This is a genomic window from Nocardia sp. NPDC059195 (assembly GCF_042754695.1).
Taxonomy (GTDB): domain Bacteria; phylum Actinomycetota; class Actinomycetes; order Mycobacteriales; family Mycobacteriaceae; genus Nocardia.
On the sequence record NZ_JBHZBG010000001.1, the window covers coordinates 378,083 to 401,341 of the forward strand.

The 23,259-nt window shown below is 67.4% G+C and carries 23 protein-coding genes and 1 riboswitch; of the genes, 5 read left to right on the plus strand and 18 right to left on the minus strand.

Annotation, left to right across the window (positions count from 1 at the left end; genetic code table 11):
- Nucleotides 1–48: 48 nt before the first annotated feature.
- Nucleotides 49–1,269 carry a serine hydrolase domain-containing protein gene (locus tag ACFXKN_RS01725; protein WP_378949194.1) on the minus strand — a complete coding sequence of 407 codons (1,221 nt, stop codon included), beginning with the start codon at nt 1,267–1,269 and terminating at the stop codon, nt 49–51.
- Between the two features lie 63 nt (nt 1,270–1,332).
- Here ACFXKN_RS01725 and ACFXKN_RS01730 point away from each other — a divergent pair, with 63 nt between their 5' ends.
- A complete protein-coding gene (locus ACFXKN_RS01730) occupies nt 1,333–1,554 on the plus strand; it encodes a hypothetical protein (protein ID WP_379432159.1) in 222 nt (73 codons plus the stop codon).
- Nucleotides 1,555–1,815: 261 nt separating this feature from the next.
- Here ACFXKN_RS01730 and ACFXKN_RS01735 read toward each other — a convergent pair whose 3' ends face one another.
- The 7 genes from ACFXKN_RS01735 to ACFXKN_RS01765 all read right to left on the minus strand — a co-directional run bounded on the left by ACFXKN_RS01735 (nt 1,816) and on the right by ACFXKN_RS01765 (nt 7,231).
- Nucleotides 1,816–1,908, minus strand: a complete 93-nt coding sequence (locus ACFXKN_RS01735) for a DUF5993 family protein (protein WP_378949200.1) — start codon at nt 1,906–1,908, stop codon at nt 1,816–1,818.
- A 157-nt stretch (nt 1,909–2,065) separates the two neighbouring features.
- Nucleotides 2,066–2,659 (minus strand): hypothetical protein, encoded by a 594-nt coding sequence (locus ACFXKN_RS01740; protein ID WP_379432160.1) that lies wholly within the window; start codon nt 2,657–2,659, stop codon nt 2,066–2,068.
- Between the two features lie 58 nt (nt 2,660–2,717).
- Nucleotides 2,718–3,353, minus strand: coding sequence for a (2Fe-2S) ferredoxin domain-containing protein (locus tag ACFXKN_RS01745; RefSeq protein WP_379432161.1), 636 nt, complete (start codon nt 3,351–3,353; stop codon nt 2,718–2,720).
- Complete coding sequence (locus ACFXKN_RS01750; protein ID WP_378949209.1) at nt 3,350–4,138, minus strand: ABC transporter ATP-binding protein; 789 nt, start codon at nt 4,136–4,138, stop codon at nt 3,350–3,352. The genes ACFXKN_RS01745 and ACFXKN_RS01750 overlap by 4 nt, the downstream gene beginning before the upstream one ends.
- The gene (locus ACFXKN_RS01755; RefSeq protein ID WP_379432162.1) at nt 4,135–5,202 is read right to left on the minus strand and encodes a FecCD family ABC transporter permease; all 1,068 of its coding nucleotides are present in this window, start codon (nt 5,200–5,202) and stop codon (nt 4,135–4,137) included. The genes ACFXKN_RS01750 and ACFXKN_RS01755 overlap by 4 nt, the downstream gene beginning before the upstream one ends.
- On the minus strand, nt 5,199–6,197 hold the full coding sequence (locus tag ACFXKN_RS01760; RefSeq protein WP_379432163.1) for a FecCD family ABC transporter permease: 999 nt from the start codon (nt 6,195–6,197) through the stop codon (nt 5,199–5,201). Before ACFXKN_RS01760 ends, ACFXKN_RS01755 begins: the two co-directional genes overlap by 4 nt.
- The gene (locus tag ACFXKN_RS01765; RefSeq protein WP_379432164.1) at nt 6,194–7,231 is read right to left on the minus strand and encodes an ABC transporter substrate-binding protein; all 1,038 of its coding nucleotides are present in this window, start codon (nt 7,229–7,231) and stop codon (nt 6,194–6,196) included. The genes ACFXKN_RS01760 and ACFXKN_RS01765 overlap by 4 nt, the downstream gene beginning before the upstream one ends.
- 28 nt (nt 7,232–7,259) lie before the next feature.
- Nucleotides 7,260–7,453, minus strand: a riboswitch (cobalamin riboswitch).
- 184 nt (nt 7,454–7,637) lie between these two features.
- Here ACFXKN_RS01765 and ACFXKN_RS01770 point away from each other — a divergent pair.
- Entirely contained in the window at nt 7,638–7,862 is a 225-nt protein-coding gene (locus ACFXKN_RS01770; RefSeq protein ID WP_378949222.1) for a hypothetical protein, read from the plus strand.
- Between the two features lie 359 nt (nt 7,863–8,221).
- On the opposite strand, the gene ACFXKN_RS01775 is transcribed toward ACFXKN_RS01770, so the two are convergent.
- Complete coding sequence (locus ACFXKN_RS01775) at nt 8,222–8,701, minus strand: MarR family winged helix-turn-helix transcriptional regulator (RefSeq protein WP_378949226.1); 480 nt, start codon at nt 8,699–8,701, stop codon at nt 8,222–8,224.
- Nucleotides 8,702–8,807: 106 nt separating this feature from the next.
- Between ACFXKN_RS01775 and ACFXKN_RS01780 the strand changes: the two genes are divergently transcribed.
- Nucleotides 8,808–9,938 carry a GDSL-type esterase/lipase family protein gene (locus ACFXKN_RS01780; protein WP_379432165.1) on the plus strand — a complete coding sequence of 377 codons (1,131 nt, stop codon included), beginning with the start codon at nt 8,808–8,810 and terminating at the stop codon, nt 9,936–9,938.
- Nucleotides 9,939–10,021: 83 nt separating this feature from the next.
- Here ACFXKN_RS01780 and ACFXKN_RS01785 read toward each other — a convergent pair whose 3' ends face one another.
- The 5 genes from ACFXKN_RS01785 to ACFXKN_RS01805 all read right to left on the minus strand — a co-directional run bounded on the left by ACFXKN_RS01785 (nt 10,022) and on the right by ACFXKN_RS01805 (nt 15,017).
- Complete coding sequence (locus tag ACFXKN_RS01785) at nt 10,022–10,684, minus strand: disulfide bond formation protein B (protein WP_379432166.1); 663 nt, start codon at nt 10,682–10,684, stop codon at nt 10,022–10,024.
- Entirely contained in the window at nt 10,681–10,845 is a 165-nt protein-coding gene (locus ACFXKN_RS01790) for a DUF5993 family protein (protein WP_378949235.1), read from the minus strand. Before ACFXKN_RS01790 ends, ACFXKN_RS01785 begins: the two co-directional genes overlap by 4 nt.
- Nucleotides 10,846–10,945: 100 nt before the next feature.
- Nucleotides 10,946–12,904 (minus strand): acetoacetate--CoA ligase, encoded by a 1,959-nt coding sequence (locus ACFXKN_RS01795; protein ID WP_379432167.1) that lies wholly within the window; start codon nt 12,902–12,904, stop codon nt 10,946–10,948.
- A complete protein-coding gene (locus tag ACFXKN_RS01800; protein WP_379432168.1) occupies nt 12,901–13,647 on the minus strand; it encodes a 3-hydroxybutyrate dehydrogenase in 747 nt (248 codons plus the stop codon). Before ACFXKN_RS01800 ends, ACFXKN_RS01795 begins: the two co-directional genes overlap by 4 nt.
- A complete protein-coding gene (locus ACFXKN_RS01805) occupies nt 13,644–15,017 on the minus strand; it encodes an MFS transporter (RefSeq protein ID WP_379432169.1) in 1,374 nt (457 codons plus the stop codon). Before ACFXKN_RS01805 ends, ACFXKN_RS01800 begins: the two co-directional genes overlap by 4 nt.
- Nucleotides 15,018–15,116: 99 nt before the next feature.
- Between ACFXKN_RS01805 and ACFXKN_RS01810 the strand changes: the two genes are divergently transcribed.
- Nucleotides 15,117–16,091, plus strand: a complete 975-nt coding sequence (locus ACFXKN_RS01810; RefSeq protein ID WP_378949247.1) for a LysR family transcriptional regulator — start codon at nt 15,117–15,119, stop codon at nt 16,089–16,091.
- Nucleotides 16,092–16,276: 185 nt separating this feature from the next.
- Nucleotides 16,277–16,948 (plus strand): histidine phosphatase family protein, encoded by a 672-nt coding sequence (locus tag ACFXKN_RS01815; RefSeq protein WP_379432170.1) that lies wholly within the window; start codon nt 16,277–16,279, stop codon nt 16,946–16,948.
- 1 nt (nt 16,949) lies between these two features.
- On the opposite strand, the gene car is transcribed toward ACFXKN_RS01815, so the two are convergent.
- The 4 genes from car to ACFXKN_RS01835 are packed head-to-tail and all read right to left on the minus strand — an operon-like array spanning nt 16,950 to nt 23,256.
- On the minus strand, nt 16,950–20,381 hold the full coding sequence (gene car / locus ACFXKN_RS01820) for a carboxylic acid reductase (RefSeq protein WP_379432171.1): 3,432 nt from the start codon (nt 20,379–20,381) through the stop codon (nt 16,950–16,952).
- A gap of 4 nt (nt 20,382–20,385) precedes the next feature.
- Complete coding sequence (locus ACFXKN_RS01825) at nt 20,386–21,141, minus strand: SDR family oxidoreductase (protein WP_379432172.1); 756 nt, start codon at nt 21,139–21,141, stop codon at nt 20,386–20,388.
- Nucleotides 21,138–21,974 carry a TauD/TfdA family dioxygenase gene (locus ACFXKN_RS01830; protein WP_379432173.1) on the minus strand — a complete coding sequence of 279 codons (837 nt, stop codon included), beginning with the start codon at nt 21,972–21,974 and terminating at the stop codon, nt 21,138–21,140. Before ACFXKN_RS01830 ends, ACFXKN_RS01825 begins: the two co-directional genes overlap by 4 nt.
- Nucleotides 21,958–23,256 carry an aspartate aminotransferase family protein gene (locus ACFXKN_RS01835; RefSeq protein ID WP_379432174.1) on the minus strand — a complete coding sequence of 433 codons (1,299 nt, stop codon included), beginning with the start codon at nt 23,254–23,256 and terminating at the stop codon, nt 21,958–21,960. The genes ACFXKN_RS01830 and ACFXKN_RS01835 overlap by 17 nt, the downstream gene beginning before the upstream one ends.
- Nucleotides 23,257–23,259: the final 3 nt, after the last annotated feature.

The following is a 23,259-nucleotide window of genomic DNA, read 5'->3' on the forward strand; positions in this document are numbered from 1 at the left end:
ACGTCGAGCCCCGCAGCCTCGGCACGGGCACAGAGCGCCGCCGAAGGATCACTCGTCGCCCATCGCGATGTGGTAGAGGGTGGCGAGGGCGTCGTCGATGGGGTGTGGCTTCGGCTTTCCGTCGGGGCCGATCTCGTTCCACCGCACGAGGTTTGTCGCGACCGACATCTGGCGGGTGCCGTCGGCGCTGGTCAGAGATAGTGCTTGGGCACCGAAGACACTGCCGTCGTGGCCCCAGAATGTTTCGCCGCCGGGAGTCCGCACCCGGTGCAGGCCGAGACCGTATTCGATCCGCGTACCGTCCAGTGCGATGACGGGCACCGTACGCTGCATCTGCGCCAACGACTCGCGGCTGACGATGTGCCCACCGAACAGCATGCGGTAGAAGCGATTCAGGTCCGCCATGGTCGAGACGAGTCCGGCGCCGGGCAGCGCCCACGACATGTTGTAGACGCTGTAGTCGCGCGGCGGATCGATCATTCCGAACAGCCGCTCGTACATTCGCGGGTGCGCAACCGTCAGGGTCGGCCCGTCCGGAAACGCGGTGTGCTCGAGCCCGGCACGTCCGATCACCTGCTCGGCGACATAGGTCTCGAATGCAGTTCCGGTCACCTGCTCCAGCAGTTCGCCCAGCAGGAAGTAGTTGGTGTTGGAGTACACGCCGGGGGTCGCTCCGGGCGCCAGGGTGGCGGGCGGCGCGCTGACGCCCATTCCGATCAACTCGACCGGGTCGAACTGGGTGAACTGATGCTTGTCCAAGCTCTCCGACGACAGCTGCGTCCCGCCGAAAAAGGCTGCGAGGGAAGGAAATGAGTACGGCAGGTGCTCGGCCAGTCCGCTGGTGTGGTTGAGCAGCATCCGAACCGTGATCTGCGCGCCACGCTCACCAGGGACCAAGTGCGGCAGGTAGTCACCGATCGGTGTGTCGAGCCCGATCCGCCCCTGCTCTACCTGCTGCATGATCGCGGCCGCGATGAACGTCTTGGTGATGCTGCCTACTCGGTGGACCATGTCGGGGCCGATGGGTTCGCCGGAGGTGACATCGGCGACCCCCGCCGTGCCACTCCACACCCGGTCGCCGTCACGTACCTCCATGTACACACCGGTCATTCCCGCGTCGCGGACCGCATCCAGCGCGGATTGCAGCGCAGCCGGATCGAGTCCGGAACCTGTGTGCGCAGTGTCTGTTTCGCCGGCCGACAGCCGCATCGCGCATGCGCTGACGGTCAGGACGGCGACGCCTACCAGCATTGCCAGTGGGATCTTCACGATTTCTGTCCTCTCGTGGTCGGCCGCTGTAGTTCGAAGCGGCGCACCGTTACCGTGGCAGGTGTGACCGATGGGGCGCTTTCGGAATCGTGCGGTCCGGCACGGTCGCCGGTGATCTGGATCCGGCCGGGTCATGCCGGGTATCTCGGGCCCGAACTCGGCGTCGACCTGCACTCCGGCTCGGTCCCGGTACTCACCGTCGGACTCGACGGGCCGTTCATTCTCGAGACCGCCACCCACGGTGAGATACGCACCCGCAGCGCGTATGCGTCGGCCACGATCTGACCCGATCGGCGACGGATGCGGGTTTCGCCACACCCTCGCACTTCAGCGAAACCTTCCACCGCATGTTCGGAATGCCCGCGATCGCAACTCTGCGCACCGGGATCCGATTCGACCTCGGAACCGCTGAGGCGGGGCTCGCGTGACTCGTCTCAGGACCGAGCAGCCGCCGCCGGGTTCATGGCGTCACGGATGACACGCAGGCCCGTGATCAAGCCGTCGAGCTGCACGGGGGTCTGCCAGTCACCGTCGCGGTCACGGCGCTCACCAGGTCAATCCGCGGCCGAGACCGCTCGTGATGTGCAGTTTCAGCAACAGCAGGCACAGCACGAAGGTGATGAACCATGCGACCAACACGATTCGACGCAGTGTCGCGGTAGATCAGACGGGTTGCCTTGCTCGTCCCAGGCTTAGAGGGACACACCCCAGGTAGGACGCTGAGAGTTCGCCGGGCCAGACAGGGATCGTCCGGGCGCCTGATAGGCAAGGCGGCGCCGAGGTTCACTCGCCGCGGTCAATCGCCGGTCTGCGCCGAATCCATGGCCGCCAGTAAGGCCACGCCGCGGGGTGAGATCTGATAGCCGGTGCCCAAGCTGATGGTCAGGCCGAGGTTCTTCAACTTGCGCACGTTGAGTTTGAAGCGGTGCGGGTCGCGCCCGAGTTCCTCGGCCAAGTCGGGCGCCCGGGTCGCGGGGCGCCGCTGGATGATTCGGAGCGTGTCGTAGGTCCACGGGCCCTCGGCATCGGTCCGGTCCATGCGTGCGAGGCGGGCGGCCAACGCCGCGGCATCGTCGATCCGGTCGTCGGCGGCCAGCGCGTCACGCGGATCTTCGTCGGTGAGATAGCGGATCCGGAGCAGATAGATCGGGTCCTGCTCGGCACCCCTGAGATCGGCGACCACATCGGCGGGTGCGTCATATCCTGCGGCGCGCGCGTCCTCGATGCTGATCTGATCGGCGGTGACCGTCGACAGCTGGTCGACGGCGATGCGCCCCGCACCGGTGCGGTAGACCTTGCCCTCGGTGGCCTGCCGGTGACGCCACCGGCGAAAGAGCACCGTCACGGCCCCACTGCGGATCCCGGCCCAGCGCTGCTTCTCGATCAGCATGCGAGGGCCTGCTGCCGCGCAGCCCGGTCGGGGTGGATCGTGGTCGGTTCGTCCTCGATCATTCCGTCAGGCTATCGTGCGCGGCGCCGATGGAGTCACCCCCGCGGATGCCGTTGGTATGCCATTCGCCGTCCGGGTAGGTGATGTAGAGCGGGCCGAGATTGCACGGGTTGAGGCAGCCGGTCGGGGTGATCAGGGCGCCCGGGTGGTCGCGGCGCAGAGTCCGGTGCAGCTCGCCCGCGCCGTACACGGTGCAGCGGGGGCCTCGACAGACCAGGATGTGCGAGGTGTGGTCGGGGATTTCGGACCAGGCCGGGCTACGGAAGCCCCGCGGGCTCGCCGTCACCGGTGTGCCGTCCTCGGACATCCTGGAACGCACCACATCGGCGAATCCGGCGGCGGTGTCGACGCCGTCGGTGATGCGCACGTCGAGTTCGCTCCCGCGCGTTTCCTTCCAGTTCGCTACCGCGCGCGCGATCCAGGTCTCGAGGTACCGGTCGCGTGGCACCGCGAGCGGGATCAGCGTGACCGGCGATTCGTCGCGGGCGGCGGTATCCAGTGCGGTGTGGATGGTCGGCTCCTCCTGGTCGAGTAGCGCGTAGCCGACTCCGCAGGCCTCGGCCAGAGCCTCGACGGACGGGAGATCGACGCCCGACGGAGTCGGCCGGGCGATGAGGACATACCGGCGCGTCATGCGGTACGCACCGTTCGCGGGGCCGGAATCACCAGCGGTGTGCCCGTCATCGGATCCTCGATCACCGTGCAGTCGATGCCGAAGACTTCCGACACCAGCTCGGGACGCACGATCTCGGCGGGTGAACCTTGCGCGACCACGCGGCCGTCCTGCACGGCGACGAGATGGTCGGCGTAGCGGGCGGCGAGGTTCAGGTCGTGCAGGACGACAATAATGGTGCGCGGCAACAGGTTTCGCAGAACGTCGAGCACGTCGAGTTGGTGCGCCAGGTCGAGAAAGGTCGTCGGTTCGTCGAGCAGCATCACCTCGGGGTCCTGCGCCAACGCGAGCGCGATCCACACCCGTTGTTTCTGACCGCCGGAGAGTTGATCCACCGATCGGTCGATCAACTCGAGAGTGTCGGTGGCCACCAACGCTTTTCGCACGGCCTCACCGTCGCGCGCCGACCATTGACGGAACCAGCGTTGGTGGGGATGGCGGCCGCGGCCGACGAGTTCACCCACGGTGATGCTGTCGGGGGCGACCGGTTGTTGCGGCAACATGCCGAGCCGACGGGCGACCGTGCGCGCGGGCTGCGGTGCGATATCGGCACCGTCGAGCAGGACCGCGCCCGCCGTAGGCGCGATCAGCCGGGCCAGGCCACGCAGCAGGGTCGATTTGCCGCAGCCGTTGCGGCCGACGATGACGGTGATCGCACCCGTCGGGAAGTCGACGGTGGCGTCGGTGACGATCGCGGTGTCGCCGTAGCCGAGGGTGAGTCCCTCGGTAGTCAGGTGTGCGGTCATCCAGCGTGTCCGATCCGGGTTGCGCGGGCGAGGAGGTAGACGAGAACGGGAGCGCCGAGGATGGCGGTCACCACCCCGACAGGGAGTTCCGCCGGGAACAGCCGCCGGGCGGCCAGGTCGGCGGCGACCACCAGCAACGCCCCGGTGGCAGCCGCGGGCGCGAGCCCGGCACCGCGTTCGGCCAGCAGCCGTCGCGCGATCTGCGGCGCCACCAAGGCGACGAAACTGATCGGCCCGGCCGCGGCCGTCGCGAGGGTCGCGGCGGCGGCCGCGACGACGATGAGTGTGATGCGATGCGGGCCGCGCCGCCCAGCCAGCGAATTCGCCAGCTCGTCACCCATTTCCAGCAGCGGCAACGAGCGAGCGAGAACGAGCAGCGGCGGCACGACCACCACCAGCGCCGTCGCGGCGAACCCGACGTGGCTCCCATCGCGGTTGGCCAAGCTGCCGGTGAGCCACATGGCGGCCGTATGCGCCTGGTAGTTGTCGGCGATGGTCAGAATGAACGCGATGGCCGAGGACAGCATCGCCGTGACGCCGATGCCGACGAGCACGAGTCGATAGCCATCGAGCCCGTCCTTGGTGGCCACGGCCACGATCAGCACCATGGCCACTCCGGCACCGATCACCGCCCCGCCGACCAGCCCCAGCCCGGCACCACCGAGCAACACGCTCACCACCAACGCGCCCAGTGAGGCGCCCGCGTTGATCCCGATGATCTCGGGGCTCACCAGTGGATTGGTCGCGATCCGTTGCAGGATCGCCCCCGATATCGCGAAGGCCGCGCCGACACACAGCCCGGTGAGCACACGCGGCAACCGGTCGGCCACCACCACGTCGTACTCGATGAGCGTGCCACCGCCACCGAGGACCCGGATCACGTCAGCGACTGTGAGCGGGTAGTAGCCGATCGTGAGTGACCACGCCGCCACCGTCAACGCGGCCGCGGTGATCAGCACGGTCAGGACCGCGGACCGTTTCCCGACGCGAAAGACGATGCGCCGGTCGGGTGTTCGCAGCAACAGCGTGCCGCTGGGCAGCATGCTGCGCTCGGTGAGCGTCACAGTGTGGCCACCTTTCGATTGCGCACGAGAGAGAGGAAGAACGGCGAGCCCGCGAAGGCGGTGATGATGCCGACCTGGATTTCCTGTGGCCGCACCAGCATCCGTCCGAGAATGTCGGCCACCAACAGCAGCGTCGGACCCAGCAGCGCACACCAGAGCAGAATCCACCGGTAGTCGTGTCCGGCGAAGAATCGGGCGATGTGCGGGATCACCAAGCCGATGAAGGCGACCGGCCCGGCGATGGCGACTGCTGAGGCTGCGAGCAGCACCACGCTCAGCGCACCGGTCGCCCGCGTCGCGACCAGTCGGGTGCCGAGCGTGCGCGCCAGGTCGTCACCGATAGCGACGGCGTTCAACGGCCGGGCCACCACTACCGCCAGCACCAACCCGACAGCGATGAACGGTGCTGTCTGCCATACGGATTCGATGTCGGCGCGAGCCAACGAGCCGACCACCCAGAATCGGAAGTTGTCGAACAGCGTCCGGTCGAGCAGGGTGATCGCCGTGGTGATCGACCCACACAGCGCGGTGCAGGCGGCGCCCGCGAGCGCGAGTTTCACCGGGGTCGCGCCACCGAACCCCAACGATCCCAGCGTGTAGACGAACGCGGCGGCGATCGCGGCGCCGAGGAAGCCGAACCAGATGAAGCCGCCCGTCGCCGTGAGGCCGAACGTACCCATCGCGATCACGATCGCCAGCGACGCACCCGCGTTGATGCCGAGCAGGCCCGGCCCGGCCAGTGGGTTGCGGGTGAGCCCCTGCATCACCGCGCCTGCCAGCGCCAACGCGACACCCGAGAGCAGGCCCGCGACAGTTCTCGGCAGCCTGATGTAGCGCACGACCCGGTCGGTGTCGGTCCCCTGGAAATCAGTGAACGCGACCACGGCCTGGTCGAGGGTGAGCGGGTGTGAACCGATCAGGATGGACGCGACGCAGGCAGCCGCCAGCGCGGCGCCGGCCAGGATCAGACCGGTGCCGCGAGCGGTGCGCGTCACCGCCGGAACAGCTCGGGATGGATCAATGCGGCGACCAGTTCGGTCGCGTGCGCGATCCGCACACCTGCCGCCCGGTCGGCGAACAGGAACGGGTGCACGGTCGCGTTCCGCACGGCCGCCAGATTCGCGAATGCCGGGTTTCCGACGATCTTGTCGACCTGGGGCTGAGCGTCGGCGCGCGTGTAGGTCGCCTTGCAGCACAGGCTGGTCAGGATGATGTCGGGGTCACGGGCGATGAGCTCTTCCGCGCCGACGGGCACGTTGCGCTTCACGGTGAGATCGGCGAAGGCGTTCACTCCACCTGCGGCCTCGATGATCTGGGTGATGAAGTCGATGCCGCCTGCCACGGTATAGGAGCCGTCGTCTTTGGGCGTGACGACCGCGACCCGCGGTTTCCCGGCGTTGCCGACCTTCGCGCGGACCGCGTCGATGCGCGAACTCAGCTGCGTGACAACCACTTCGGCGCGCTCGGAGGTGCCCCACAGGGCACCGAGGTCGCGCAGGTCGGCGTACACGTTGTCGAAGCGCACGGTGTCGGGGTCGATCGCTTCATCGGCGAGTCCGTCGGCGCTCGGGCACAGTGGACTCAGCACCCAGGTGCGCACACCCAATTCATGCAGGCTTGCCCTGGTACCGACGCTGTTCTGCGCTGAAGAGGCGAACACCCCGTTGAAACCCGACATCACGAAGTCGGGTCGCTGGGCGAGCAGTTCGTCGCGACTCGGCAGCTTCTCGACGTAGGGTGCGCGCGCCTGCGCGTCGGCATACTCCGGAAGCACGGCAGAGTCCAGAAATGCCGTACCCACCAGCCGATCGGTGACACCGAGCGCGTGCGCGATCTCGATCGACGGCTGATACGCCGCGTAGATCCGGCGCGGTGGGCCATCGACGGCGACGTCGATCCCACAGTTCACCCGGGCGACAACAGCTGCACCGCCCGCGTCGGAGAGGGGTTGCACACCGCAACCGGTGACAACGATCGCGCAGGCGAGCAACGCGCCGGAACGTAGGCGCGCGAAAACAGAGCGGGTCAAGAGACGGCCTTCCAGGTCCTCGTGGAATGGGGTACTGCGTAGCCGTGGCCGGTCTCCTGGCTGACGGGATAGTGCGCGGTGAATCCACCTTCCCAGGGCAGGTGCCCCAGTGGCTCCGGACGACAGACGTTGTCCGGATCGATTCACAACTCCCGATCACAGTGGCGAGGGCCGCACCGGTTCTACACCGGTTTCCCGAACACCACGGCTGGTGCACTGTAACAACGTCGGCTCCATCGAGGGTCGGCGCCGGGGTCTGTGCACGGACGCCGGATCCGATACACAGCCGACTCCCAGCCGCGTCCCACCGTGCTCGACACTTGCGCCGCGAAGATTCAGCTATCGGCCGAGCACTTCGGCCGGCCGATGATCTCGGCAGTGAGATCGAAGATCAGGAGGAACGCGCATGAGAATGACAACGACACTGGCCAAGGCCGCGGTGGCGGGCACTCTCGCTCTCGGAGTGGTCGGCGCTACTGCGGGCATGGCGAGCGCGGATCCGGGCGGCCACGATCAGCAGCGGCCCGAGCAGGGCCAGGATCATCGGCCCCAGCAACAGCCGGAGCATCACAAGAACGACGGACCGCAGCACGGCTTCTGGTTCTTCGGCACCTGGGTTCCCCTACCCTGACCTACCTCTCACCGCGGGCCCGATACACACCGGGCCCGCGGTGTACCGAGCTCATCGATCGGAGCAACACACGCGCCTGGGGCGACGATTCCGGCGAGTTGCGGTGCGGGACTTCGCTATCCACAGCGGCGGCGCCAATCCATCCCGACGCCGACAACGAATGGTTTGCAGGCGGGTCGGCACCGTATCACCACCGATACCATTCACTCCCCTGAAGCCGACCCGCCTGCTTTCACCGGCGCCGAGTAGCGCTTCGCAAGCGCGAGCTGGTCGAACAATGCCGCCCACCGGACCCGGGGCGAATCTCAGCGCTGGCTGTCACCGGTCCCCCTGCGACATCGATCCGTCGCATCGAGCGCTCAGGACCGCTCGGACACGGCGGTGGCCGCCGGGTTCGTGGCGTCACGGATCACGCGCAGGCCGGTGATCAAGCCGTCGAGTTGCGTGGGGGTCAGCTGACCGGTGAGCCATTGTTCGAGGGCGTCGAGGTAGTCGGGAAGAACCTGCTCGAGGCGGCGGATGCCCGCATCGGTCAGGGCCGCGTAGGCGCTGCGGCGGTCGGTCGGGTCGAGTTGGCGTTCGACCAGTCCCGCGGTGGCCAGCCGGTCGACCAGACGGGTGACGCCGCTGGTCGAGAGCTCGGTTTGGGTGGCGAGATCCGACATCCGTAGGCGGCGCCCCGGGGAGCGACTCAGTCTCAGTAGGGCATTGAGGTCGAGGCCGGAGAGACCGTGCGCCTTCCAGGTCGGCTCCAGCTTGGCGATCAGGCCGTTGTGTGCCTCGAAGAGCAGGCCGGAGATGGTGAAGCGGGGGTCGTCGAACAGCTCGTGCACGGACATAAGGCCAGCTTAGCCGATATTTGCCATGCGGATAGTTGACACGAGGAATACCTACGAGTAAACCTATGCGTAGGCATTATTCCGCACGGCAAATATTGGAGAGATCATGCAGAACACCAGGTGGATCGCGGGCTTCCGGACCGGCGTCATCGACCCGAACGAGCAGATCAAGCTCGCCGAGTCACGGGAGTTCGGTGACGAGACTGTGCGCCACGTCGTGCACATGACAGGTGGCGGCGACGCGGTACGCGTGCGCTTGACCAACCGCTACGGTCACGCACCGCTGCGGATCGGGGCCGCACGCATCGCCCAACGCAAGACCGGATCGGCGATCATCGAGGATCGAGAGATCACCTTCGACGGCGCGGTGGGGGTCACCATCGACGCGGGCGCCGAACTCGTGAGCGATCCGATCGACCTGCCGGTCGCGGCGGGCGAAGACCTGCTGCTCAGCCTGTATGTCGCGACTTCGACCGGCCTGGCCACCTACTCCCACCAACCCGGCGAGATCGCCTACATCGTCTCCGGCGACCACACCCGCGACGTGGAACTCAGTGGTGCGCAAGAGGTTCCGTTCCGATTCTTCGTCACCGGAATCGACGTGCTGGTCACCGATCAGACGCCGGTCGCCGTCGCGTTCGGCGACTCCTGGTTCGAGGGCGTCGGTACCACGCTGAGCGCCAATCGCCGCTCGGTCGACGTGCTCAACGCCCGCCTCACCACGGGCTGGGTGGTGAACAACGGCATCGCCGGCAATCGCCTCACCGCCGAGGAAATCGGCGAATCCGGTCTGCGCCGTTTCGATTCCGACGCGTTGCAGGTCCCCGGTGTCACCGACATTTTGATCAACTTCGGCATCAACGACCTCATCCTCGGCGCGATGGGCGGACAGCCCTCGGCAACGACCGAAGAATTGATCGCCGGTTTCCGCGACCTGGCCGACCGCGCCCACGCCGCCGGACTGCGTATCCACGCGGCCACCATCGGCCCGTACGCCGGTTGCGTCTTCCCCGGTATGCCGCTGCTGGAAACTCAGCCGACCCGCCACGCGGTCAACGAATGGCTGCGCACCACTGACGTTTTCGACTCGATCTTCGACGTCGATCGGGCCGTGGCCGACGCCCAGCGCCCCGACTACATCCGCCCCGAGTTCGACAGCGGCGACGGCATGCACCTCAACGACGCGGGCGCCGCCGCCATGGCAGCCACCGTCGACCTCACCGCCCTGTTCCACTGAGACATCGATCGAGATCGCCACGCTTCCACCGTGTCTACGTCGGTACGAGCGTGGCGATCGACCGATCCGGGTACGCCCTGGCGCTATCCCGCCGGGGGAAGTACGCAGCCACCGTCGAGGATGCCGAGGTCGTAGAACAATCGGTAGCACGCGGGATCGTCGGGCAGCTTCCAGTGCAAACCCTCGAGGCCGAAGACGACCACCAGGTTCGCCGCGATCACCAGACCGCAGAACCACAGCGCCAGCTTGCCGATCAGCGCGAGTGCCGGCGGGATGACCGTGGCCGCGGTCGGATACGAAAAGGTCGTCACGACACCGATGGTGGCGATCGCGGCGATATACAGAACCAACGCCCAGACGTACAGATGCAGGCCGAGGACGGCGCCGCCGTAACCCGGATCGCCCGGCAGAATATGCAACATCGTCTGCCGCCATGCGGTGAAACCACCACCGACGCACCCGATTATCGCCAGACCCCAGCCAACCGCGTAGTCGCGCGCCACGATGACGCCGTTCATACCCTTGCGCACGATGAACGCACCGCCCAGTGCGGCCAGCACCATGAACATCCGCTGGAGCATGCACAGCGGGCACGGGTACTCCCAGTCGATGAACTGCACGGCGAACCCGCCGCAGATCACCGCGGACCAGCCGACCACGAAGATCACAGCCAGCAGATATTGCAGCGAGCCGAGCGGACCGGACTTCTCCTCGGTCACTGTCACCGTCTCGGTCACGGCGCTCACCAGGTCAATCCGAGGCCGAGACCGCTCGTGATGTGCAGCTTCAGCAACAGCAGGCACAGCACGAAGGTGATGAACCATGCGGCCAGCACGGCTCGGCGAACGCTGTCGCGGTAGATCAACACCAGGGTGATCAGCAGACCACCGAAGATCAGCGTGTCCATAGTTACGCACGCTACGCATATCGGGCTAGTCCGAGGGTGCGCTGCATCGGTAACACGCCGACCAGGCTGTTCGACTATGGACGGACGGCCGGTGACACGCTCAGCGTTCCTGATGCTTCGTTCGGGCGAATTGGGCGTACCAAGCGAGTAGAGAGGGGTCGTCGACGGCACTGGGGTCCACGACAGTTGCGGGATCGGCGCCCTGGAGGAGCTTCTTGATGGGGACTTCCAGTTTTTTGCCCGTGCGGGTTCGGGGGATGCCGGGTGCGGTGATGATGTCGTCGGGGACGTGGCGCGGAGAGGTTCTGGTGCGGATGGTTGTTCGGATTCGGGTGGCCAGGTCGTCGGTGAGAGTGATGCCCTCGGCCGGAACGATGAACAGGGGCATCCAGTAGCCACCGTCTGGTTGCTCCACGCCGATGACCAGGGCGTCGGCGATTTCCGGGAGTTGTTCGACCGCTTGGTAGATGTCGGCGCTGCCCATCCGGATGCCGTGGCGGTTGAGGGTGGAATCGGAGCGGCCGTGCACGACGATGCTGCCGTGTTCGGTCCGGGTGATCCAGTCGCCGTGGCGCCACACGCCGGGGTAGGTATCGAAATAGGCTGCGCGGTAGCGGGTTCCGTCGGGGTCGTGCCAGAATCCGACGGGCATGGAGGGCATCGGCGCGGTGATGACGAGTTCGCCGACTTCGCCGTGGACCGGGTTGCCCTGTTCGTCCCAGGCTTCGAGGGCAACGCCCAGGTAGGGGGCGGAGAGTTCACCGGGACGGACCGGGACAGTTCGGGCGCCGCCCGCGAAGGCCGAGACCACATCGGTGCCGCCGCTGATCGAAGCGACCGGGATGTGCGCACCGATATTGTCACGCAACCAGATCGACGACGATGGGGGTAGCGCTGATCCGGTGACGCCGATCAGGCGCAGGGCCGCCAGGTCGTGCTCCTGGCCCGGTACAACCCCCGCCTTGGCGCAGGCGAGCACGTAGCCGGGGCTGGTCCCGAGAACGGTCGCACGGAGCCGAGCGGCGATGTGCCACAGGGTATCCGGGGCAGGATGACTCGGGCTACCCGCGTAGCAGACGATGGTCGCGCCGACCAGCAGGCCGGCGACCTGGAAGTTCCACATCATCCAGCTCGGGCTGGTGTACCAGAGGAACGTGTCGTCGGGGCCGATATCGGACTGCAGCGCCATCGCTTTCAAGTGTTCGAGGAGCACGCCACCGTGACCGTGGACGATGCCCTTGGGCAGACCGGTCGTGCCCGACGAGTACAGCACCCACAGCGGGTGATCGAAACCGACCCGCGTCGTCGAGATCGTGGAACGATCGCCACCAGCGGTCACATCCGCCCAGTTCAGCGTGCCGGACAGGTTCACGTCCGACACCACAACGGTCGCTACCAGCGTAGGCAAACCGGCGCGCAGTTCGGCGATCTCGTCGGATCGACTGTGCGCTGTGCCTCCGTAGCGGTAACCGGCGGAAGCCACCAGGACCACCGGCTCGAGCTGCCCGAGCCGGTCCAGCGCCGCCCTGGCCGAGTAGTCCTGCCCGCACGCACTCCACACTGCCCCGAGACTCGCGGTCGCCAGGAAGGCGATCACTGCCTCGGGGATGTTCGGCAGGTAACCGGCGACGCGATCTCCAGCGCGAACGCCGAGACCGCGCAAGGTCTGCGCGAACGCCGCCACCTGGTTCAGCATGTCGTCCCACGACAGCTCGCTGATCGACCCGTTCTCATCCACCGACACGATCGCGCGACGATCAGGACGGGCCTGCCGGATCACCTGGTCGACATAGTTCAGCCGAACCTCGGGAAACCATCGCGCACCCGGCATCTCCGTGGATGCCAGCACCGCACCGGGACGGTCGCCGAGCTCGAAGTAGTCCCATACCGAACCCCAGAACCCGTCAAGATCGTCGACCGACCACTGCCACAACGCGTGGTAGTCAGGCACCGCGACAGTGTGCCGGGCGGCCACGAACCGCGCGAAGTCGGTGATTCGAGCACTGGCGATATCGTGATCGTCGGGCACCCACTGCGGTGCCGCTACCACTGCGGTCATCGGGCGCTCCACCCTCCGTCCATGACGTAGGAGGAGCCGGTGACCATGCCCGCGGCGTCGGAGGCGAGCCAGCCGACCAGCGCCGCGACCTCTTCCGGCTCGATCAACCGCTTGATCGCGCTCTCGGTGAGCAGCACCTTCTCCAGCACCTCCTGCTCCGGGATCCCATGCGCGGCCGACTGCTCGGCGATCTGCTTGTCCACCAAGGGTGTTCGCACATATCCGGGGCTCACACAGTTGCTGGTGACCCCGTGCGGACCACCTTCGAGCGCCGTCACCTTCGACAGTCCCTCGAGCCCATGCTTGGCCGTCACATAGGCGACCTTGAAATGGGAGGCGCGAATCCCGTGCACCGAGGAGATATTCACGATCCGCCCGAAACCCCGCGCGTACATGGAGGGAAGGGCGGCGCGGATCAGCAGGAACGGCGCCTCGACCATCAGCGTCTGCATGGTGCGGAACCGTTCCGGCGCGAAATCCTCGATGGGGCTCACGCTCTGCACGCCCGCGTTGTTGACGAGGATGTCGGTCTCGAGCCGCAACTCGGCCAGCGCGTCGACATCGAGCAGATCGACACTCCAGGCGTTCCCGCTGATCTCGTGTGCCACCGCTTTCGCGCCGACGCCATCGATATCGGCGACGGTGACCTCGGCGCCCCGCGCGGCCAACACGCGCGCACACGCGGCGCCGATGCCGCTCGCACCGCCGGTGACCAATGCCTTACGTCCCGCGAGATCGGTCATGCGGCAACACCTTTCTCGGCGGAGGCGTCGGCGAGGTCGACAGATTCCAGGTCGATGCCGCGAGTCTCCTTCGCACACACCACCGCGATCACCGTGACGGCCGCCGCGAACGCCAGGTACCAGGCGATCGGCACCGATGATCCGAACTCGTCGAGCAGCTTGACCGCGATGATCGGCGCCAGCGAGCCCGCCACGATCGAGGTGACCTGATAGCCGAGCGACACACCGGAGTAGCGCATCCGGGTCGGGAACATCTCGGCCATGATCGCCGGCTGACCGGCGTACATGAACCCGTGGAACACCAGCCCGATGATGATGGCGGACAGGATGATCACGCTGTTGCCGCTGTCCATCATCGGAAAGGCGAAGAAGCCCCAGGTGGCCGCGGCGACGGCACCGGCCAGGTAGACCGGGCGGCGGCCGACACGGTCACCGAGCCTGCCCGCCAGCGGGATCACCACGATGTGCACGGCGTGGGCGATGAGCAGCCACCACAGGATGGTCGTGGTGTCGGCATGCACGTGGACCTTGAGATAGGTGATCGAGAATGTGACGACCAGGTAGTACATGATGTTCTCGCCGAACCGCAGACCCATCGCGGTGAACACCCCACGCGGGTACTTGCGCAGCACCTCGAACGGGCTGAACGAGGCTGCCTTGGCGTGATCCATCGTCTGCTGCGCGGCCACGAAGATCGGGGCGTCGGTGACCTTGGTGCGTACGTAGTAGCCGACGAGCACGACCACCGCGGACAGCCAGAACGCCACGCGCCAGCCCCAGCTCAGGAACGCCTCGTCCGACAGGGTCGAGGTCAGCACCAGCAGCACGATCGTGGCGAGCAGGTTGCCCGCGGGCACACCGGCTTGCGGCCAGCTCGACCAGAAACCGCGACTGCGGCTCGGGCTGTGTTCGGCGACCAGCAGCACCGCGCCACCCCATTCGCCGCCGATCGCGAAGCCCTGGATGAAGCGCAGGATCACCAGCATCGCCGGTGCCCAGTAACCGATTTGGGCGAAGGTCGGCAGACAGCCCATCAGGAAGGTAGCCGCCCCGACGAGCACCAGACTCACCTGCAAGAGCTGCTTGCGGCCATAGCGGTCGCCGAAGTAGCCGAAGACGATGCCGCCGAGCGGGCGGGCCGCGAAGCCGACGGCGTAGGTGACGAAGGCGGCCAGGATCGCGTCGAGGTCGCTGGTGTCCTTGGAGAAGAACACCTTGCTGAAGACCAGGGTCGCGGCGGTGCCGTAGAGGAAGAATTCGTACCATTCGACGACGGTGCCCGCCATCGAGGCGGCCACTACCCGCCGCAGTCCGGTGGGGGCCTCGTCCGGGTCGTCGCCGGTCGGTCGTATCGCGTTCCGCACGCTCATCGCACTACTCCTTCACTGTTCCAGGTCACATCACGAGCGAACTGTGATGCGGCCCACAAGCCGTGAGGAGAGTATTCGTGCAGATCCATCTCGGTGACAATGGCCAGTTTCGCAGCAGCAATCTGCGAAACTGCACACGTGAGTCATTCCCCTTCCACCTCGGGACGCAGGCCGAGTGCTGATGATTTGCTGGTGCTGCTGGCCGTCGGCCGGTCCGGGCGCTACGTCACCGCCGCCGAGGAACTCGGTATCAACCACACGACGATCTCGCGGCGGATCGCGGCACTCGAACACGCCATGGGTGGGCGGGTATTGACCCGGGTCACCGGCGGCTGGGAGCTCACCGACCTGGGCCGCGAGGCCTTGACCGCGGCCGAAGCCGTCGAGGCGGCCGTCCGGTCGCTCGGCTCGACCGCGGGTGAACGCACGCTGGAGGGCGTGGTGCGGATTTCGGCCACCGACGGTTTCAGCGCCTACCTGGCGCCGCCGTCCGCCGCGCGCGTGCAGCGCAGACATCCGGGCGTCGCCGTCGACATCATCGCCACAACCCGACGAGCATCCACCCAGCGAACCGGCCTCGATATCGAAGTGGTGGTCGGCAAACCTCAGGTCCACCGCGCCGAGGCGATCGAACTCGGCGACTACTGCCTGCGCCTCTACGCCTCTCGCGACTACCTCGCCGAACACGGCGCCCCGACCACCATCGCCGATCTCGCCCGCTACCCCCTGGTCTATTTCATCGAATCCATCCTCCAGGTAGACGACCTCGACCTAGCCCTCGCCTTCGCTCCCGCGATGCCCCGATCCGTCTCCTCCACCAATGTCTTCGTCCATGTGGAAGCCACCCGAGCCGCCGCGGGCATCGGCCTACTCCCCTGTTTCATGGCCGACCGCCACCCCGACCTGATCCGGGTCCTGCCCGACCAGGTCCGCGTCCAACTCACCTATTGGCTCGTCATCCGTTCGGAAACCCTCCGGCGTCCCGAAGTCGCCGCGGTCGTCGAAGCGCTGCGCGCTACCGTCCACGAACGCCGCGAGGTGCTACTCGGCGACCACACCGAACCGATCGGCTGATACGACCCCGCATTTATCATGAAGCGGCGCGAGGTCCGACCGCGCGCAGAAAGAACCGTCGCGGCGCGGTATCGAACTGGCAGGTTCACTACGATTTCCCTTTCCGGAACCTCGCAACGGGCCGGGTCGCCGCGGGCCGCGCTGACTACCACCGGCCGACCGGGTCGATGCCGGAAGATGGAGGCATGGACAACGGTGGGCAGAATCGCTCGGCGAAGCTGGTGATGGTGCGCCACGGCGAGTCGCACGGCAATGTCGGGCAGCGGCTCGAAACACGGGTTCCCGGACCACATCTCACCGATCACGGTGCGGCGCAGGCCGCGCGATTCGGTGCCGCGGTGACCGGGTCGCCGCGACTGTTCTGCTCGGCCGCTTCGCGGGCCCGCCAGACCGCCGAGCAGATCGAGTCGGTCGTCGGCGGTCCGGTCACCGTGCTGGCGGGTGTGCACGAGGTGCAGGCCGGTGACTTCGAGGGGCTCGAATCCGATGCCGCGCACCGGGCATTCCATCAGACCTATCAACGGTGGCATCACGGGGAGCTCGACGTCGCGGTTCCCGGCGGTGAAGCGGGCAAGGACGTGCTCGATCGTTTCCTGCCGGTGCTCGAAGACCTGCGCGTGCGGTACCTGACGCCGGACGCCAGGACCGATGTGGTGCTGGTCAGTCACGGTATGGCGATGCGCCTGGCGGCCGGGGCGATCGGTGGTGTGCCCACCGCGTTCGCCGCGGGCACTCGCCTCGACTTCACCCAGACGATCGAACTGACGCCACGCTACGGTCCAGCAGCGCAGTTCCTCGGCTGGGCATGTACGCGGTGGGGACACCACGTCCCGCCGTTCGGTGACATCGTGACCTAGCTCAGGACCCCAACAGGTTCAGCGCCCGGAAGTCGGCGAGGTACTTGCCGATCAACGCGCGATCGAGATGTGGGATGGGCAGCTCGACGGCGCGCAGCGCGTCCTGAAATCGCTTGGCGGGCAGCACACCCCGAGGTTCACCGGGTTGCCGATATGCACCCAGCAACGGCAGCAGTGACCGGCGGCGTTGTGGTTCGGGCAGGCGGGTCAGCGCCGCTTCGAACCGGGTGAGCCACTCCGGATAGCTGTCGATCCGCCGCACGGGCAGGCCCTCCTCGATCAGCCAGTCCACCAGCCGGTCGAGCGAGACGCCGTCGTCGTGGGGGTTGGTGACGTGGAAGATCCGGTGGTCCGGTCGCGGATCACCGCCGAGCGCGGTGATCGCTGTCGCGGTGAAGTCGACAGGAAGCCCGTCGTAGTGGTCGCGCGCGGGTCCGCCGTGCGTGAACGACGACGGCGCGACCCCGGTGGCACCCAGGCTCAACAGCAGTCGCGTGAAGGTATCCGCGACATTGAGCTGGCCGGTGTAGTGGCGGTGCGCCAGGGCCATATTCGAGCGGAACACCGTGACCGGGAGCCCACAGCGGTCATGGGCCGCGCGCAACAGCACCTCCCCCGCCCATTTTCCCGCCTCGTAGCCGTTGGCGTAGCTGTCGTCGATACGGCGACCGGGCGCGGCGACCCGGATGTCGGCGTCCTCGTCGAGTACCGAGGCCTCGGCGACCGCGATCGTCGACAGGAAGTCGACCGGCTTGAGGCGGGTGGTCAGGGCCAGTCGGATGATCTCGGCGGTTCCCACTACGTTCGCGCCGAACAGATGCCGGTACGGGAGAACATGATTCACGTGTGCGGCGGCATGCACGACGTGATCGACCCTGCCCGCGAGCTCTTCCCAGGTCGAATGATCCACGCCGAGACCGGGTTCGGCGACATCGCCGGTGACGATCTCGAGGTGTCGCGCCGCCAGCGCCCGGAATTCCTCACGCAGTGCGGCGTCGGTGTCGAAGACCTCGTCGAGCCGCTGTCGTGCCGCCGCCGGGTCCGCACCGCGCACCAGACAGATCACCGTGCCGCCGATATCGCCCAGCCGACGCAGCCATTCCAGGCACAGGAAGCGCCCGATATAGCCTGTCGCGCCGGTCAACAGGACCGTGCGGGCGACCTCGGCGGCCGGGGTGAGAGCACCGGCCCGCGCCACCGTCGCTGGATCGAGGAACGCTTCCAGCGTCAGATCCTCGGCCTGCACCTCGACACTGTCTCCCCCGTGAACGATGGCGAAGCTGGGCCGCGGTGCCGAATACCGTTGGCGCCGAATATATTCGGCGATACCGGCGAATTCCGCCCCTGGCCCGATGAGCAACCCGGCAGGCAACTCCACATCGAGCAGCTCACTCAGCAGGCTCGAATACGACACGACCGCCAGCGAATCACCGCCCAGATCGGTGAAGCTCGCACCGGCTGGCACATCCTTCTCGGCACTGCCGAGGACCGCCCGTGCGGCCCGCACAACAACATCGAGCACCGGAAGCTCGGGCGCTCGCGCACGCAGTTCGCGCAGCTCGGCCGCCTGTTCGCCGGCATGGTCTCGATAGATCCGTTCCAACCGCGCCTCGTAGCGCGCCCGCACCTTCGGGCGCAGGAGCTTGCCCAAGCCCGACAGCAGACCGTTGTCGGCGGTGAAGGGTTGCGGTTCGACCAGGAAGTCACGCGGGATCTCGTGGGCCGCGAGGCCCGTCGCCGACGCCGCGGCGCGCAGGGAAGCCGCGAGCGCCGAGTCGACGGATCCGGCGGCCAATGCTTCCGCGGTCGGCACGATCACCGCGAGCAGGTAGGCGCGTTCACTGGAGCCGTAGACGAAGATCTGCCGGATCAGCGGGCTCGTCCCGTAGACGGCTTCGAGCCGGGCCACTGTCACGAACTCGCCGTTGGACAGCTTGAGCACGTTGTTGCGCCGGTCCAGGTACACGAGGTGGTCGGGTGCGATCTCGGTCATGACATCGCCGGTGCGGTAGTAACCCTCGGCATCGAAGATCGCCGCGGACAGCTCCGGCTGACGGTAGTAGCCGGGGATCGCGGTGGACGTGCGCACCAGCAGTTCGCCGCGCGGATGCGGCTGATCGGTGGTGAAGTAGCCGAGCTCTGGCACGTCGAGGAGTTTGTAGCCGGTCACCGGCGGACGCTGGATGCGGTGGTCGAGCAGGATGTCGAGGGCTTCGGTGGCGCCGTACCCGTCGTGCAGTTCGAAGCCGAGTAGCGCCTGGGCGAACTGTTTCGCCTCGGTGGCCAACGGCGCGCTGCCGAAAATGGCGTACACGGCGCGCCCGCCGAGAACCTCGTGGCGCATGGCGTCGAGGGCCGCCTCCCGCGCGGCATCCAGGGCCGCGCCCGCTGCACGGCGACGGTCCACGTCGTCGCGGAACTGGTGCAGCAGAAGCTCACACACTCTCGGCGCGAAGGCGATCTCGGTGGGTCGCACCAGCGCGAGGTCGTCGAGCAGCGTCGACCGGTCGGGGCGGCCGGTGAAGTAGGTGGTGCCGCCACGGCCGAGCGTGCCGTAGAGCGAAAGCCGCGCCGCCACATGGCTCATCGGCATGTAGGCGAGGGTCAGGGCGGGCACGAGGCTGGCGTTGAGCCACATCCTGGCGACAAGCCGCTGCGGGTAGATCGCACCCTTGGGGGTTCCGGTGCTGCCCGAGGTGTAGATGAGCAGGCTCATCGAGTCACCGTCGCCGGCGAACAACGGGGCGGGCGGCTCAGCGCGCCCCGCGGTGATGATCGCGTCGAGGGTGCTCACGGCGACGGTGGGCAGTCGGCGCCGGGCATCGTCGAGGATACGGGCGTGCTCGTCGTCGCCGGGGTTCACATCGAAGACGATCAGTGCTCGCGGAATATGCTCCGCGGGAACACTTTCCACCATGCGGGCGAGAAACTCCACGCCGACTGCGAGGATGCGCGGCACCGTCTCGGCCAGAATCGCGGCCAGTTCGTTCGCGGATACGTTGGCCTGCAATGGAACCGCCACCACACCCAGATGCACGCACGCAAGGTCGAGCGTGGCGTAGTCACCGCCGGTGACCCCGACGATCGCGACGAGATCACCGGGGCGCAGCCCGAAGCCGCCACCATGCCAGGAGGCCGCGACAGCGCCGACACGATCCCACAGCTCCCGATAGCTGATGGTGTCGAACCGTGGCAGCAATCGTGTTGTCCGGCCGCCGGTTTCGCTGTCGACGGCGAGTTCGGTGACCCGCCGCCCGAAGGCAGGCCGCTCGGCGTAGCCGGTCATCACCATGTCGACGAGATGTGCCAGCGGCAGTGCGGGTTCTCGAACCGCCGCCGAGAGGTCCGCGTCGCGCAGCGCGGCCCTGGCCTGCGCGTCGCCCTCGCACAGGATCTCGATTCGACGTTGCAGCGGAATACCCGCACTGCCCATGGTCTCAGCCCCTCCCCACGAACGGCATCGTCGTGGGGAAGACGCCGAGAAATTGAATATTCGTATCCAGCGGCATCGAGGCCATCAGCACCAGCGCCTCGGTGAAGCGCTCGACCGGGATGGTCTGTTCGACCGACAACGTGCCGTCGGCCTGCCGCGCCGCCGGTTGCCCACTGCCGTCGGGCGGTGTCACATTGCCGACATCGATCTGCCCGCAAGCGATTCCGTGTGCCCGTCCGTCCAGTGACAGCGCCCTGGTCAAGCCGAGTAGCGCGTGTTTGGCGGTGGTGTAGGCGATGGCATTGGGTCTTGGCGCGTGCGCGGACGGCGCGCCCATATTGATGATCCGGCCGCCGCCGGGCGATTGGACACGCATGAGGCGAAAGGCCTGCTGCGCGCACAGGAACGCGCCGGTGACGAGGGTGTCGAGTGCTCGGTTCCAGTCCTCGACGCGGATGTCCTCGATGGGACAGCGTGGGACCGCCGCTCCGGCATTGTTGAACAGCAGATCCAGTCGGCCGAAATGCCGCTCTACCCCGGCGAACAGGTCGGCGACCGCGGCGGGATCGGTGATGTCGGTGGGCGCCACCAGCACTCGGTTCGCGGGGACGTTCGCGATGTCGGCGGTTTCCTTCAGCAGCGCCTCGCGGCGGCCCGTCAGGGCCACCGACCAGCCCTGTTCCAGTAGCGCGAGGGCAGCCGCCCTGCCCAGCCCGCTGCCCGCGCCGGTGACCAGAGCGATGCGATCGTCGGCGGTCATCGGGTCTCCTTGTCCACCCAGAGCCGCAGGATGCGGCGCGCTTTCGGTCCCGGCTGGTCGAGGTAGGGCGATCGGCCGTGCAGTGCCCGGCTGTTGCGGATGATCAGCAGATCGCCCGCGGCCATCATCAGGTCGAAGCCGACGCCGGGTCGATGTAGGACCTCGTCGAGCACATCGAGCGCGGCGAGCCGAGGTGCGTCGGCGGGGTCGTCCGGATTCAGTGATGCCCGCACGGTTCGGGTCTGGTAGTAGCAGCCGATGGTGCCGTCGGGCTGGGTGAACAGAATGGGCGACACCACGACCTGCGGCCCGGCGCGGCCGGTGCGGTCGTAGGTCCAGTCACCACGCAGCAGCGAAAGGGTCTCGCGGTCTTCGGATTCCAGGAGGTCGTTGACCCGCCGGGCGCCGGCGAGCCGGGTGAATCCCTGTCCGGCCGCAGCCGGTTGCAGACACACCAGAACCAGCAGATCACAGGTGTCGCAATGGAATCCGAGCGCGGTGGCGCCGTCACCATCGCGATCCCGCAGGACCTGGCGGAGGTCGCCCGCGCCGTTCTGCGGGACGACCACGCCGATCCCGTCGAGCACGAACAGCAACGTGCGCACGATGTCGTCTTCCGGCGCGGCGGGGTCGACGAAATCGGCGATGTGGGCGAACCCCACTCGTTCGATGGCCGCATCGACGAAGGCGTGCACGGTCGCGCGCACCTTGCCCGCGTCGTCGTCGGTCGCCGCGAGGGTGTGCTGGTCGTCTTCGGGCAGGCGCAGTGACCACGCGGCGGGGTCGCGGGCGAGTCGGGCTGCGTCCCAGCTGATCTCAACCGAGTTGGACATGGTTGGCCCCGTTCCTCTCTGCGGCGGCACCGGTCGCGAGGCCGACTGCCTTCGACCACAGCGCGACCGCGGTGTCGATCTGGTCGGCCGACACCACCAGCGCCGGAATCATGCGGACGACATTTCCGTAGGGTCCGCAGGTCAGCAGCAACAGTCCGAGTGCGGCCGCGGCCTGCTGCGCACGCTTGGCGGTGTCCGGGTCCGGTGTGCCCTCGGGCGTGCAGAATTCGATGCCGACCATCAGACCGAGCCCGCGCACATCCGCGATACCGGGGACGGCCAGCGCGTCGGCGCGCATCGCGGCCAGCAGCCGTTCGCCCTGGACCGCGGCGTTCTCGACCAGCTTCTCGTCACGGATCACCGCCAACGTCGCCAACGCCGCCGCGCAGGCAACGGGATTGCCGCCGTAGGTTCCGCCCTGTGAGGAAGGCCAGGCCCGGCGCATCAGCTCGGTGGACGCGGCGATGGCCGACAGCGGGAACCCGCTCGCCAAACCCTTGGCGGTGACCAGGATGTCGGCGCGCACCTCCGGTTCGTGCTGGTGCGCCCAGAATTTCCCGGTCCGGCCGAACCCGGTCTGCACCTCGTCGAGGATCAGCAGCATCCCGTGACGATCAGCCCGTTCACGCAGTCCCGCAAGGAATCCCGGCGGTGCGGGCACATAACCGCCCTCACCGAGCACGGGCTCGACGAGCAACGCGGCGGTCTCGGCGGGAGCGGTCACAGTGGCCAGCAGATGATCGAGACCACGCAGCGCGTAGTCGACGGCCGCTTCCTCGCTCAGGCCGAGGCGGAAGGCCGCCGGAAACGGCGCCACCGCGACACCGGGCATCAGCGGACCGATACCCGCCCGGTACCGGGTCGAGGCGGTGGTCAGCGCCGCCGCCCCCATCGTGCGGCCGTGGAAAGACCCGTCGAAGACCACGATGTTGGGTCTGCCGGTGGCGTGCCTGGCCAGCCGCACCGCGGCCTCGATCGCCTCGCTACCGGAGTTGCTGTAGAACAGCGAGTCCAGGCCGGGTGGCAGCACCGACCCGAGCTGATCGGTCAGTTCGAGCAAAGGCTCGTGCAGGACTGTCGTGTACTGGCCGTGGATCAGGCGAGCGACCTGCTGCTGAGCGGCCGCCACGACGCGTGGATGGCAGTGACCGGTGCTGGTCACCCCGACACCGGCGGTGAAATCGAGGTACCGCTCGCCTGCGGCGTCGAACAAGTACATTCCCTCGCCGCGGCAGGCGGTGACTGGGGTGGCCTGGGAAAGCACCGGTGAAAGCTTGGACATACG